The 13,490-nt window shown below is 39.8% G+C and carries 12 protein-coding genes; 6 read left to right on the forward strand and 6 right to left on the reverse strand.

Annotation, left to right across the window (positions count from 1 at the left end; genetic code table 11):
• The first annotated feature begins 334 nt into the window (after positions 1-334).
• The 3 genes from RYH73_RS18290 to RYH73_RS18300 all read left to right on the forward strand — a co-directional run bounded on the left by RYH73_RS18290 (position 335) and on the right by RYH73_RS18300 (position 1,818).
• Positions 335-829: a hypothetical protein gene (locus tag RYH73_RS18290; RefSeq protein WP_335314911.1), complete on the forward strand. Its 495-nt coding sequence runs from the start codon at positions 335-337 to the stop codon at positions 827-829.
• Positions 830-846: 17 nt separating this feature from the next.
• Positions 847-1,323 (forward strand): hypothetical protein, encoded by a 477-nt coding sequence (locus RYH73_RS18295; protein WP_335314912.1) that lies wholly within the window; start codon positions 847-849, stop codon positions 1,321-1,323.
• Positions 1,324-1,401: 78 nt separating this feature from the next.
• Complete coding sequence (locus tag RYH73_RS18300) at positions 1,402-1,818, forward strand: putative signal transducing protein (RefSeq protein ID WP_335314913.1); 417 nt, start codon at positions 1,402-1,404, stop codon at positions 1,816-1,818.
• Positions 1,819-1,820: 2 nt separating this feature from the next.
• Here RYH73_RS18300 and RYH73_RS18305 read toward each other — a convergent pair whose 3' ends face one another.
• Positions 1,821-2,360 (reverse strand): SRPBCC family protein, encoded by a 540-nt coding sequence (locus RYH73_RS18305; protein ID WP_335314914.1) that lies wholly within the window; start codon positions 2,358-2,360, stop codon positions 1,821-1,823.
• Between the two features lie 232 nt (positions 2,361-2,592).
• On the opposite strand from RYH73_RS18305, the gene RYH73_RS18310 reads away from it, so the two are divergent.
• Positions 2,593-3,720: a glycoside hydrolase family 88/105 protein gene (locus RYH73_RS18310; RefSeq protein ID WP_335314915.1), complete on the forward strand. Its 1,128-nt coding sequence runs from the start codon at positions 2,593-2,595 to the stop codon at positions 3,718-3,720.
• A 59-nt stretch (positions 3,721-3,779) separates the two neighbouring features.
• Here RYH73_RS18310 and RYH73_RS18315 read toward each other — a convergent pair whose 3' ends face one another.
• The 3 genes from RYH73_RS18315 to RYH73_RS18325 all read right to left on the reverse strand — a co-directional run bounded on the left by RYH73_RS18315 (position 3,780) and on the right by RYH73_RS18325 (position 9,438).
• The gene (locus RYH73_RS18315; protein ID WP_335314916.1) at positions 3,780-5,249 is read right to left on the reverse strand and encodes a RagB/SusD family nutrient uptake outer membrane protein; all 1,470 of its coding nucleotides are present in this window, start codon (positions 5,247-5,249) and stop codon (positions 3,780-3,782) included.
• A gap of 18 nt (positions 5,250-5,267) precedes the next feature.
• Positions 5,268-8,408 (reverse strand): SusC/RagA family TonB-linked outer membrane protein, encoded by a 3,141-nt coding sequence (locus RYH73_RS18320; RefSeq protein WP_335314917.1) that lies wholly within the window; start codon positions 8,406-8,408, stop codon positions 5,268-5,270.
• A gap of 148 nt (positions 8,409-8,556) precedes the next feature.
• On the reverse strand, positions 8,557-9,438 hold the full coding sequence (locus RYH73_RS18325) for an AraC family transcriptional regulator (protein WP_335314918.1): 882 nt from the start codon (positions 9,436-9,438) through the stop codon (positions 8,557-8,559).
• A gap of 216 nt (positions 9,439-9,654) precedes the next feature.
• Here RYH73_RS18325 and RYH73_RS18330 point away from each other — a divergent pair, with 216 nt between their 5' ends.
• Positions 9,655-10,470 carry a universal stress protein gene (locus tag RYH73_RS18330; protein ID WP_335314919.1) on the forward strand — a complete coding sequence of 272 codons (816 nt, stop codon included), beginning with the start codon at positions 9,655-9,657 and terminating at the stop codon, positions 10,468-10,470.
• A gap of 12 nt (positions 10,471-10,482) precedes the next feature.
• Positions 10,483-11,268, forward strand: a complete 786-nt coding sequence (locus RYH73_RS18335; RefSeq protein WP_335314920.1) for an SDR family oxidoreductase — start codon at positions 10,483-10,485, stop codon at positions 11,266-11,268.
• 144 nt (positions 11,269-11,412) lie between these two features.
• On the opposite strand, the gene RYH73_RS18340 is transcribed toward RYH73_RS18335, so the two are convergent.
• Both RYH73_RS18340 and RYH73_RS18345 read right to left on the reverse strand, forming a co-directional pair.
• Positions 11,413-11,646 (reverse strand): glycoside hydrolase family 16 protein, encoded by a 234-nt coding sequence (locus RYH73_RS18340; protein WP_335314921.1) that lies wholly within the window; start codon positions 11,644-11,646, stop codon positions 11,413-11,415.
• A gap of 200 nt (positions 11,647-11,846) precedes the next feature.
• Entirely contained in the window at positions 11,847-13,379 is a 1,533-nt protein-coding gene (locus RYH73_RS18345) for a SulP family inorganic anion transporter (RefSeq protein ID WP_335314922.1), read from the reverse strand.
• Positions 13,380-13,490: the final 111 nt, after the last annotated feature.

A 13,490-nucleotide genomic window follows, 5' to 3' on the forward strand; every position in this document is an offset into this window, starting at 1 on the left:
ATCAGAAATAATATCTAAAAACAACAGGATTTCACTTTTAAATCGTTCCTTTAATATAAGGACCTTCGGTGTATTAAAGTGAAATCTCAATTTTAGCAATAAAAACCGATAGTCATAAAAAATTAAGAAAATATAGGTTGACAATTTACAAATTGTGTATCTTTATCGCTGTTTATCACAACTCCTTATGTTACGAGAAGCATTCACGTGGTCCGATCTGAAAGCATTTCAAAAACCGCTTTATAATAAGCGATTGTAGCATCCTTTCTGCTATTGTTCTTGAGAACAAAGAATTATAATTCTTGACCTACAACCTATTAATATGTCATTTGAAATGCATAAAGCAATACGATATAAGACGTTCTATACTTTAGTACTTGTTGCCACGCTGCTCCTTTCCTGTAGAAAAAGGGATGATACGACGCAACAAAAAATTGTTGGCTCCTGGAAAAGCACGAATACAGTCACCCAGCTATACGAAGATGACAACCTAAGGGAATCATATACACATGAATCAGATGAATATAGCGGTAGCGTGATGGAATTTTATACCAACGGAAGCTTTAAATCGTCCGGTAAATATGCTACGACCGATGCGGACTCAATTACCATCGTAAGGCTTGAAGATCAAAAAGGCCATTATCAGGTGATCGACAACAAATTAATAACAAAAATAGAGAATATCGATAAGGAGGCAGAAATGACAGTAGAATTTAAAGGAAATGATGTCTTAATCATCACTTCAGATCCGCTGGCATTACCCCATTTAGATAAATTTAACAACAACAAATATTTCGTTTCAACCGTTACCTATGTAAGAAATCATTAGCATATTTATCGTACGTTGTGAATCAGAAAATTGCATATATCGTTATTAAAAAATCTGATGGAATTTATCTTCGTCCAGCTGACGACGTGGATCAAAGCTACTTATATGGAGGTGAGCTGAATTTAACTCCTGGCGATAGGGTGACATCCGATCAAGTGACGAAGGTGCTTCAGGCAGAATTAAATGCTAAGTGGATCAATGTCGACGGATTCCATCCACTTCTCTCCCCTTCCTTACCCTATCAAACGAGATACATTTTTTTAGACAAGCAAAAGGTATCCTCCGAAGAGCACAGCAATCCATGGATAGCCCTAAATAAGCAGATTCCCGACGAAATGCAAGAATGTTTGTTCACCAAATTTGAATACACAGAACATACGCAAACACCTGGCCCCATTATCCACGGAATACATCTTAAGAACGGTCTATTCCGACCATTACATGTTAAAGCTACTCATCTTTTTAAACCCACCCATTGGATGTCCATTCCTTAATGTTAAGCTTTCAGGTACCCCTGATTACTATTTGGTAATACAAATTCCTTAAGTCCTTCGTATTTTGTATCTTTAAGAATGGAATTTGTAACCCTTAAAGTTTTTGATAATCCCATAGAGGCTCACTTACTCAAAACAAAGCTAGAAGGTGAAGGTATCCCTTGTTTTCTACAAGACGAACATATCGTTTCGCTCAATCCTTTATATAACTACGCCGTTGGCGGTATAAAACTTGTTATCCACTCAGCCGACACAGATGCAGCCTATTCGATCATTCAAGAAATCGATAACAGTCCTTCATTAAATGAAGAAAACACAGCGATTATTTGTCCACAATGTGGGTCGTCCAATTTATACACGAATTACAAATCCATGAGGGGGTCGAAAGGTCTGTTCGCTGCGATATTGTCTTTTCTAATGGGTGTGTTCCCCATCTATTATAAAAATGTTTATAAGTGTAAGGCTTGTGGAAATGAGTTCAACGTAAATCATTAAGCCTATTGCTCAAGCACTTGCTTTAAATTGCTTAGTCCCGTCTGTAAATCATTCCCAATCATTGCTTCCATGTCCATGAACAGACACATAAGATTCATTGGGTAAGGCATTCTTCCTTTCATACCCCATTTGACTTTTGTTTGCCCATCGCTTACCTGTTCCGTTTTCATATAAATGGGTGAAGTTGACTCAATTGGTTCTTTAAACCGTACTTCAAAATCAATACGCTCTCCTTTTACGATGTTCTTGATTTCCTGCTCCCCCTTACCTACATTGTCTTGTTTACTTTCCCAAGCATAAATAAATCCAGGTGTGCCATCAGTCCCTTGATAACTTTTCTTCATACCTGGATCCAGTTGATTCCATTTGCTATAGTTGTCTTGATTTTTCAAATACTTTATGTATTCGAAAACTTCTTGTTTAGGTTTGTTGATTACCACTTCTCTTTCTGCTGAATACTCCCTTTTAACAAACAAAGCCGTAATGAGTGCAATACCTATGAGCACTAATACGGTAAACAATAAAACCTTGATAATTTTCATAACGATATTTATAATTGGTAAATAATATCTTTGAAATAGTGATTAAAAATACAACAATTATGTTACAATAAAACATAAAGCCGTGCACTTTTTACTGCGCCAAAATAGTTGATAGCTTGGCCAATTTTATCTATAAATCATACGCTTAAATTTACTCTCTTGCGATTAGCGCTAAAATTAGACAAGAATCTTTATGATCTGTGTCAAAAAATTTAACCAAAAACAGCTCGATATGAAGAAAATAGCAGCGATGCTTATTGCAGCAACTTGCTTAAGTCTGGCTTACGCCCAGAAAAATGTAGATTTAAACCAGTGGCCTGCGGAGAAATCACCGATCGAAATAGGTCGTAAGATTGCTTGGCATTTTATTGAAACACCACATCCAAATTTCGGAAAATCTACTCCCCCAAAAGTAATTACCTATCCAGAAACCTGTACCTGGTACGGTGCTTTAGCATTCGCCAAAGAAAGCGGAGATAAAAAATTATCCAAAGCATTAGCAGATAGGTTTGAGCCACTGTTTTCTACCGAGGCAACGATGATTCCTGTGCCTGACCATGTAGATTATGCGGTGTTCGGTTCCGTTCCATTGGAACTTTATCGGCTTACCAAGCAACAACGTTATTATGATTTAGGTATTCGAATAGCCAATAAACAATGGGGGCCGCCGGAAGGACCAAGAGTTACTTCGGAATCGCATCAATATTATCATATGGGATTGACCTGGCAAACCAGGCTATGGATTGACGATATGTATATGATTACCGTATTGCAAGCACAGGCCTATCGTGTTACCAAAGAAGAGAAGTACATTAATCAAGCTGCAGAAGAAATGGTATTTTATTTAGACAAGCTACAAAAACCGAACGGTCTTTTTTATCACGCACCTGACGTTCCTTTTTTTTGGGGCAGAGGAAACGGCTGGATGGCGGCAGGCATGGCAGAATTGTTACGTTCCTTACCAAAACAGAACCCCAACTTCAAACGAATTATGAAAGGTTATCAGCTTATGATGGCATCGCTATTGAAGTATCAAAGTACAGCGGGTGCTTGGCGACAATTAATTGATGATGAAGCATCTTGGCCGGAAACCTCTTCAACGGGTATGTTTACCTATGCTATGATCACCGGTATAAAAAAAGGGTGGTTGGATAAACGTATATATGTACCTGCCGTACGTAAAGCCTGGTTAACACTCATTACTTATCTCAACGACCAGCATGATATCCGCAACGTTTGTGAAGGTACGAATAAGAAAAATGATCATCAGTATTATTTAGATAGGAAACGAATTACGGGCGACATGCATGGACAAGCTCCATTATTATGGTGTGCAGCTGCTTTTTTAAGAGAAAAATAACTTTATAGATTCATGGTTTACCCTTCAAATTGAATCAACCATGAATCTATAAATTAATGTTAGTAGCCTTCGTTTTGCTGCCAAACCCCATTCATTCTATCCATCTCTGCTAGTGGGATAGGAAACAGGTATGCTTTAAATCGGCGTTTGTTACCCTGTTTATCGTATACAATTTGCGGAATCACCTCATCGGCTATTTCCCACCTGATAAGATCGTTGTAGCGTAGTCCTTCAAAAGCCAATTCAACTCTTCTTTCATTTCGGATCGCCGCACGCGTCAATTCAGTTAGTGGCGCCAAATTAACACTTGGTCTAGTCCTTATATCATTTAATGCTTTTAACGCTCTTGGATCGGCACCCTGTCCACTTTCAAACATTGCCTCTGCATACATCAGCAACAGATCCGCATATCGGATTTTAACAAAATGCTGATCGCTCAACGTAGCTCCTGATGCATTGTTAACGGTTGTATCTACATATTTTTTAAAGGCCATGGTATTGAATGGAATTTGCCCTTCTGCCGTACTTCCCGTTTGCATGAAACCTTGCGGGTTATAGGCCCAAGGATCCCCTTCCTCAAAAATCGTCATCTTCCGCCGCGGATCGCCCATTTCATACGAATCCCTCAATTCTGCTGTAGGGAACACAGACATTCTACCACCAATTACCTGGTCCATAGAATGATAATCAGTAGGTGCGGTAAATAATACAGAAAACATGATTTCCTTATTATTATTTTGTTCACCAAAGAAAATACCGGCATAATTGGAATATAAACCAAAAGGATTGTTTGGATCGCCTATCAAACTCCAAGCAGTCTCGGCGGCCTCCTGATACCTTTTACCATTGAGCAATACACGTGTCTTTAGGCCAATTGCCGAACCTTTAACAGCTCGCCCATCACTATAGGCCACCTGAGGTAGATTAGCGATCGCAACATCTAAATCTTGCAATATTTGTTCTACGACAATTGATTTTGCTGTTCGCGGTCTTTGTTGAAAATCACCATCTAATGTTTCCGGTTCCAGGTTCAACGGTACATCTCCAAACAGTTGAACTAGATCATTATAATAATACGCTCTTAAAAACGACGCTTCTCCCTTCATACGCTTACTCTCTACTTCTGACAACGCATTTACGCGGCGATCTACATTCGCCAAAAAATAATTACAGTTCGCAATTCCTTGAAAGGCAAATTGCCATGTTTTGGTCACAACACCTGCGGTTGTACTAGGATCAAAATCTCCCCGCATGATTACGTCAAAACCTTCCCATCCGGAAGTGTTTAATGCATTATCAGATAAAGCTTCCCAATACAAGCTATTTCCACTTTGGTTTGGACCTCCGGAAAATAATGGTTCTTTAAGTTTTGCATAACAGGCAATCAGTGCTTTTTGTGCTTCTATTGTGGTATTCCAATAATTAGTAGAACTTGGATTCGTGAGCGGGTCTTTGTCCAATACACTTGAGCAAGACATGAGCATAGTCATGAATATCAATAAACTATATTTTGTTTTATAAGTTTTCATTTTTCAATGTTTAGTAATTTATAAAAGTGCCTTAACTCCCATCGTATAAATTTTAGCTTGGGGATAAATAGCCATCCGAGAATTGGCGGCTAATCTTTCGGGATCGCCTCCATCAAAAAATTTCGTAAACGTAAATAGGTTGTCTCCCGAAAGGAAAATTCGCAGTCTTTGAAAACCAATTTTGTTTACAAGAGAACCTGGAAAAGTATATCCTATTTGTATATTCTTTACTCTTAAATAAGAGGCGTCCTGCAGCCACCACGTAGACACCTGGGTATTAGGAGCGTAATTTTCATTAAAAATATGTGGAATTGTATTGGATGTTCCCGGTCCGTCCCAAGCGTTCAACCAAAATGTCGGAGGAGGACCGGATTGCCTGAATGGCGCTATTCCCCATTCTTTCACATAGATCTTTCTTCCTTCCACGCCTTGTAGGAAAAAACTAAAATCGAAGTTTTTATAATCCGCACTAAAAGTTAGGCCATAATTGAAGCTGGGAAAGGCTCCATCAACCACCATGCGATCATTAGCATCAATTTTACCGTCGGGTACGCCATCAGGACCACTAATGTCCTTGTAGCGCATATCGCCTGGTTTTGTTAACGCACTGATTGGTGTTGGGCCATTCGCTATTTCTTCCTGTGTTTGATAGATACCGTCAAACACATACATAAAATAAGAATTATAAGGTAATCCTTCCTGTCGGATCAATCCGCTTCCATTGTCAATTTCGCGTGCGCCAAACTTTACTAATTTATTTTTGTAGGTTTCGAAATTTGCTTGGATCTTGTAATTAAACGAATTTAGCTTATTCTGATATCCCAGCAACACCTCCAAACCACTATTTCGCATTTCTCCGCGATTTACTGTGGGCCCGTTTAGTCCTATAAAATCCGGGACCTGTAATGTTCTCAAGATATCCGTTGTATACTTCGTATACCAATCTACAGAACCGAATACACTTGATTTAAACAAATCAAAATCAAGCCCAATATTCGTAGCTGTGGTGGTCTCCCATTTTAGATTCGAATTGTTCAGGTCCTCCAAACTCATCCCCTGCTGCAAAGCCCCACCGATATTATACTCAATCGGACTCAAGATTGCCTGGTAGGGATAATTTCCAATATTCTGATTACCGAGCTGTCCCCATGAAAAACGCATCTTTAAATTATTGATCCAGTCGGTACTGGTTAAAAAACTTTCTTCCGACAACCTCCACCCTATCGATGCGGATGGAAAGAATCCCCATCTTTTTCCTGAGGGTAATCGCGAGGTGCCATCATACCTGAAATTAGCTTCAAAAAGGTATCGTTGTTTGTAATTATAATTTAATCTACCATATATCGACCTAATCGCCCACTCATATGCCTGTCCCTCTGCAATCTGTCCAGCCGATGAATAGGCATCCAGCTCCGTCAGGTTATCAGTAGGTGCATTTCTTCTAAACCCTTGTAAACGATCATATTTGAACGTTTCTTGGTTATAACCGAGTAAGGCATTTATGTTATGAATGTCGCTGAAGCTCTTCGCGTAATTAAAATTCAAATAATAAGTCAGCTGTAACTCTCGCTCACCGCGCACCGTTAAGTTATTTTCACCAACTGTACCATTATATTGCGTATTGTATATGTATTCGCCCCTTTCATCCGGTTGATATAAATAGGCAGGAATTCCTACGACATGTACTTTTGACTGCCCATCCTGATATCTAACCGCCCCCTTCAATTCTCCTTTCAACCCAGGAAGGATATCTACATTAATATAGGAAGAAGCTAAAGCATAATAATTGTCTGAGGTTTTTCCCCCATTTTCTGCAATGGCAACTGGATTTTTATTACCTGATTCAAAAATATAGGCCTTGGAAGCATAGCGTCCGCTACCATCCGGTAATTTAGGCTTAAACGTTGGATTTGCAGCCAATGCGCTCAATATCTGATCTTCTGTGGTATTACCATCAAAGTTGCCATTCAGTGCTGTTTCGTGTCGATCCCCTTTTGAAAGCGAGATATTTGAACCAAAGGTAACCCGGCCGCCTAAATTCGTTTTGAAATTAAGTTGTGCATCGTATCGCTTATAACCAGTCGCTATCAGCATCCCGTCTTGGTTGAGATAACCCAATCCAAAATTATAAGTTGTCCCATCTTTTCCTCCATTGACACTTAGGAAATGTTGTTGCATAGGTGCCGTTCTAAAAACAGCATCCATCCAATCATAGTTGGGGAATTGCTCGGAGTTGCTGATTGTTCCTTGTCGATAAGCTTCTATTTGTTCATCCGAATAGAGTTGATTAGTACTTGTTCCCGTATGATTAATGGCTTTATTTAGCAACTCCATAAATTGAACCGAGTTAGTGACACGTTCGTACATGGAAGTTGCTTTCTGTCGACTATAGTTGTAGCTGTAATCGATGTTCAACCTTCCGGCTTTTCCACTTTTAGTGGTAACCAATATGACACCGTTGGCTGCTCTTGATCCATAGATCGATGCAGATGCAGCATCTTTTAGAACGGAGATATTCTCGATTACATTCGGGTTTAGATTATTGAGATTGCCTTCTACACCATCAATAAGAATTAATGGATTATTTCCCGCACCACTAAAGGTGCCCATTCCGCGAATCTGAATATTAGCGTTTTCAGCGCCGGGCTGGCCAGAATTCTGCGTAATCTGCACACCTGGTGCTCTACCTTGCAACAAAGAGGTCGTATTGGGTGCTTGCCGGGTAGTCAGTTCCTCCGACGAGATTGTTGCAACAGCGCCCGTTAAATTAACCTTCTTTTGCGTTCCATACCCAACAACCACCACCTCGTCCAATGCCGCAGCATCCGTTAATAGTGTAATTTCAAATGACGTTTTGTTGTTAACCGGGATTTGCTGCGTTAAATAACCTAAGTAAGACACCATCAAGACCTGGTTGGCAGTGGCCTTAATAGAAAATACGCCGTTTGCATCCGTAACAACACCTTTTTTAGTACCCACTATTTTAATGCTTACACCTCCCAGCGGCCCTCCGCTGTCCGACACCCTCCCTTTACGCACAATCTCCTCTTGTTTATCCATATTTTCGAGGGATACATTATCCAATGCCGATACATTGGTGCTAGCTAATACACCAATGAGCATTAATAAACAAGTCGTTTTTAAATAAAAAATTTTCATCTTTTTAGGTTTTTTGATCAAAAAGTATTACGTGCTATGATACCCCGTTTTGAATTGGTTAGGATAAAATTGGCTTCGCAATAAAGGAAGAAATAAGCATCTTTTTGTGAACAAAATTGGCTTAATACTAAACCACCTTTACATGACTTTATTCATTGTTTCTTGTGAAAACGAATGCTTTTCTATACGTCAACGGGCTTTTACCGGTTACTTTCCGAAAACATTTAAAAAAACTCGTAAAATTATTGAACCCACTATTATCGCATACCTGCTTAATGTCTAGCTGGTCCTCAATCAATAATTTGCATGCATGGCCTATTCTTATTTCGGTTAAAAACTGAGAGTATGTTTTTTTTGTTTGGGTTTTGAAATATCGACAAAAGGAATGGGGACTTATCTTAGCCACTTCCGCAATCTCCGTTAACCGGATTTTTTCCTTAAAATGGGCATAAGAGTAATCGTGTATTTTTTTTATTCGGTGGTCGCAAAACTCATCTTGCATAGTACTGTTAAAGCCGACGGAAGAAAGGGGCTCGAGCTTACAATATTTGGCGATTTGTACTAAGATTTGCATCAAAATAATAATCCTTTCCGAAGCCTCAGCGCTGAGCATTTCCTCCAGCAGTTTGGCGACATAATCCTTATGCTTACCCAGGACACTCACGCCTCGCTTTGCCCTTTCCATGACTAGCTTTAGCATCTTGTTCTCCGGAAGATCTAAAAATCCTCCACCCCAAATTTCTTTTTCAAAATGAGCTACATGCACATCAATGCTTCCTGTTGTTATTTTATTTCCGAAGGTATCATCAAATTTTACGTAATGAGGTAACTTCGATCCAACAAGTACCATATCGCCCGACTTAAATCGTTTGATACTATCGCCAATGAAGTTGGTACCTTCACCTTTACAGAAATATATTAATTCGAGCTCAGCATGATAATGCCACCTGGTGTTAAGTGGTTCCATATCCCGTCTTACACTGAATGATTGAGCCGGCTCCTTCATGAGCTTAAGAAGTTGTGGTTTCATTTTTTCTAATTGGTTAGGGTAAAATTCAGTAGAAAGAATGGATTAAAAAGGGTAATAACTGGTTATTTTAAGGGTAAAAATTGACTTTTGATCAGAAAAAACCTATTACGTGTTAGAACATTGTTATCGCTAAGTAATATTATAACCAATACCGTTGAAGATTCCCCTAATCAATTAGTTTAAACCGTAAATTTAGCGTTCAAACAAGTTAAATATATGAGAACCATTATTGTTGCTACTGACTTTTCAGATATAGCAGAAAATGCTGTTGAGTACGCCGCCACGGGAGCCAGTATAATAAATGCCAGGATTGTACTATTCAACGCGTTTAAACTACCACTACATGCGTCGAATACCATTCTCTCGGTAGAGAATGTTCAAAGCATGATCGACAAAAATAAGCTTAGGTTAGAAAATAGGGCCAACGATCTAATTAAACGACATGACATTGAGGTAGCGATTGAATCTAGTTTATTGAATGTTGAAGACGAAGTGGAACGCCTCATCGAGGAATACGATGCGGAGATGGTGATTATGGGTATGGCGAAACGATCGCTGGAACAAGACCTACTCGGAAATACAACCACCAATGTTATACAGAAGCTCAAATTTCCCGTACTAGCAGTACCGCAAGGAGTAAGCTTTAAACCGGTAAAACGAATTTTATATGCCTGTGATGTTGTTCGCGGTATACACAAAACGATACTGGAACGCATCAAGGATATTGCTCGATCTTGGAATGCGGAAGTAGAAGTTTTTAATGTACAGGAGAAAATAGTAGAATTACAGGAAGGATCGTTATCGACCAATGATCCGTTAAAGGAAGAAATGACAGATATTCAATATCTTTATAAAAATATTGCTTCCAATACGATCATTAAAGAAATAAGAAATGAAATTGTAAGCTACCAGCCGGACGTATTAATTATGGTTCCCAATCGGTATGGTTTTTGGTCATCTATTGTACATCGAAGTAAAACCAGAATGATGGCCGCAGGCCTGGATGTGCCGCTGCTCTCCATCCCCATTTAACAAAAGATCTTTATGGATATTTCACTGACAGGAAAAAATGCATTAATCTGTGGCAGTAGTGATGGTATAGGCTTAGCCGCAGCTCAAGTTCTAGCTCAACTAGGGGCTAACTGCATTCTTTTTGCAAGAAATGAGGTAAAGTTGAAAACAGCATTGGCAGGTCTTCAAACAACAGCCGGACAACAACATCGATATATGGTAGCCGACTTTAATAAGTTGGAGGAAGTGGAAATCGCTATCGATCGTCTAACGGAAGAATTAGACATACAAATTCTTATTAATAATAGCGGAGGACCATCACCCGGACCGCTCCTAAAAGCTTCGTCCATGAACTTCCGCGATGCTTTCAACAGACATCTTCTATGTAGTCAACTTTTAGCACAGGCAGTGATTCCAGGAATGAAGCGTGCGCTATATGGGCGTATAATCAACATTATTTCTACCTCAGTTAAAACGCCATTGGCCAATTTAGGTGTTTCTAATACCATTCGAGCAGCTGTTGCAGCCTGGGCGAAAAGTTTATCAAACGAATTAGACGCTGTTAATATTACGGTAAATAATGTGCTACCAGGGGCCACAAAAACCAATAGATTATCCGGTTTGATAAAAGACAATGCAGAAGCCCAGCAAAAGACAGTCTCCCAAGTGGAAGACGACATGCTACAGCATATTCCCATGAAGCGATTTGGAGCCGCAAAGGAAGTTGCTCATGCGATTGCATTCCTTGCCTCTCCGGCCGCCTCTTATATAACCGGAATTAATCTACCAGTTGATGGCGGTAGAACGCCATCTTTATAATGCTTTTACATTAACCACAACACAGATGGTACACAGTGATTTTTCTTGTGTACTATCTGTTTAAATGTTTTAATCAATGAGCAATAAACACTAACTCGTCATATTTCCCGGGTTTGTTACATAGCTAAACAAAATTTGCTTCTCTCAGGGGCGTGTGTAATAACGAACAAAATCTATCCTCATCGTTGCAGGAAAAACAGTGTCATCGATCCCTTTTTTCCCACCCCAATTTCCGCCAACCGCAATATTCAAAAGTAAATGAAAGCGTTGATCAAATGGCCATTCCTCACTTGTGCCTGTACCTCTATTAAACTGATAGTAACGCACATTGTCCAAAAAGAAATTGATACCCTTGAAGCTTCCATACTGATTGCCCATGCACTACCAAGAAACAAGCACACCCAAGTATTGTTAAAAATAAGACTCTAACGCTGTTCATGAGGTCTTTCATATGCAATATAATTGGCGAGCAATACGCTAACGAATATAGTCGTTTCTTCTCATATCTATTGGGCGAGCAATAAAATTTCTACCAACAAATGGCATTGATCACCCTGCCCTAAATATTCAATTAGCCGCTAGAACATATCTGAGGGAATTCGATAGGTTGGATCTTCTAAAATATTCACTTCAATCATATCTCCTGCATTTTTTAAAAGCGTCCTACAATCTTCACTCAAGTGTCTTAGATGAAGCGTCTTTCCTGCGAGCTTATACCTTTCCGTTAGTTTGTTTAGCGCATTAATACCCGACATATCGGCCACACGACTTTCTTTGAAATCCAGGATCACTTCTTTCGGATCGCTAGCTATATCAAATTTCTCCATAAAAGCCATCGTAGAGCCAAAAAACAAAGGTCCATATAACTCATAATGCTTAATGCCTCGTTCATCGACATACTTTCTTGCGCGGATACGCTTTGCACTTTCCCAGGCAAATACCAACGCAGCAATGATAACCCCAAGTAGAACCGCTAAGGCCAAATTATGCAATAGTACCGTAATTACAGCGACTAAAACACCCACCAGAATATCCGATTTCGGCATTTTATTGACAATCCGTAAGCTCATCCATTCGAAAGTTCCAATGGCAACCATCATCATCACCCCAACTAGGGCGGCCATGGGGACGCGCTCAATAATAGGTGCCCCAAAAAGAACGACTAAAAGAATAGTGAGAGATGCTATAATACCAGAGAGCCGTGCTCGGGATCCAGCAGAAAGGTTGACAAATGTCTGGGCGATCATCGCACAGCCCCCCATTCCGGAAAAAAAACCATTAAGCATATTGGCCGTCCCCTGAGCGACACTTTCCTGATTACCCCTCCCTCTATTTCCTACGATTTCATCAACCACGTTTAGCGTAAGCAATGTTTCAACAAGTCCCACACCCGCCATAACGAGCGAGTAAGGAAAAATAATTTTTACTGTTTCCCAACTAATCGGTACAGCAGGAATATGGAGAGGAGGAAATCCACCACTAATAGAGGCAATATCCCTCACCGTCTTTGTATCAATATGCAATCCGAGTACCAACAGATATATTGTTATAATAGCTACCAGAGATGCCGGAACAGCTTTCGTAAATTTAGGAAAAAACCAAACGATGGCAACAGTAAGCAATACCAGCCCTAACATAATATACAACCGGGTTCCGCTAAGCCAAACACTCTCTGCACCTTCCCCTGCCTTAAACTGCTCCAACTGCGCCATAAAAATAATAACCGCCAAACCATTTACAAAACCATACATAACCGGTTGCGGTACCAAACGAATAAATTTTGCCAACTTAAAAAGCCCCACCAGCACCTGTAGTGTACCCGCAAGAGCAACCGCTGCAAAAACATACTCCATTCCATGAGATTGCATTAAGGCAATTAATACAACGACGGTAGCACCGGCTCCTCCTGACACCATTCCAGGTCTTCCTCCAAAAATGGCAGTCACGAACCCCATAATAAAAGCCGCGTACAACCCCGTTAATGGTGAAAAACCAGCTAGTATGGCGAAAGAAAGCGACTCGGGAATCATCGTCATCGCAACGGTTAAACCTGCCAGTATTTCATTTTTATAGTTAACCTTTTGGTTAAAATCGAACAAACGTAAGAACATGAGGAAATTAAAAGGAAAAATTACAGATCACTTGAATAGGTCTTATGCTTTCTTTTAAAAACACAACGCCTTTAGAGCTCCCCGATGCTGAATCAAGGTGGTGTAATAGGG

The sequence above is a fragment of the Olivibacter sp. CPCC 100613 genome (assembly GCF_036959255.1).
Classification (GTDB): Bacteria; Bacteroidota; Bacteroidia; order Sphingobacteriales; family Sphingobacteriaceae; genus Olivibacter.

Coding starts and splice junctions, on each gene's coding strand:
- RYH73_RS18290 (WP_335314911.1), top strand. CDS start 335: ATGCATAAAGCAATACGATATAAGACGTTCTATACTTTAGTACTTGTT.
- RYH73_RS18300 (WP_335314913.1), top strand. CDS start 1,402: ATGGAATTTGTAACCCTTAAAGTTTTTGATAATCCCATAGAGGCTCAC.
- RYH73_RS18305 (WP_335314914.1), bottom strand. CDS start 2,360: ATGAAAATTATCAAGGTTTTATTGTTTACCGTATTAGTGCTCATAGGT.
- RYH73_RS18310 (WP_335314915.1), top strand. CDS start 2,593: ATGAAGAAAATAGCAGCGATGCTTATTGCAGCAACTTGCTTAAGTCTG.
- RYH73_RS18315 (WP_335314916.1), bottom strand. CDS start 5,249: ATGAAAACTTATAAAACAAAATATAGTTTATTGATATTCATGACTATG.
- RYH73_RS18320 (WP_335314917.1), bottom strand. CDS start 8,408: ATGAAAATTTTTTATTTAAAAACGACTTGTTTATTAATGCTCATTGGT.
- RYH73_RS18325 (WP_335314918.1), bottom strand. CDS start 9,438: ATGAAACCACAACTTCTTAAGCTCATGAAGGAGCCGGCTCAATCATTC.
- RYH73_RS18330 (WP_335314919.1), top strand. CDS start 9,655: ATGAGAACCATTATTGTTGCTACTGACTTTTCAGATATAGCAGAAAAT.
- RYH73_RS18335 (WP_335314920.1), top strand. CDS start 10,483: ATGGATATTTCACTGACAGGAAAAAATGCATTAATCTGTGGCAGTAGT.
- RYH73_RS18340 (WP_335314921.1), bottom strand. CDS start 11,646: ATGGGCAATCAGTATGGAAGCTTCAAGGGTATCAATTTCTTTTTGGAC.
- RYH73_RS18345 (WP_335314922.1), bottom strand. CDS start 13,379: ATGTTCTTACGTTTGTTCGATTTTAACCAAAAGGTTAACTATAAAAAT.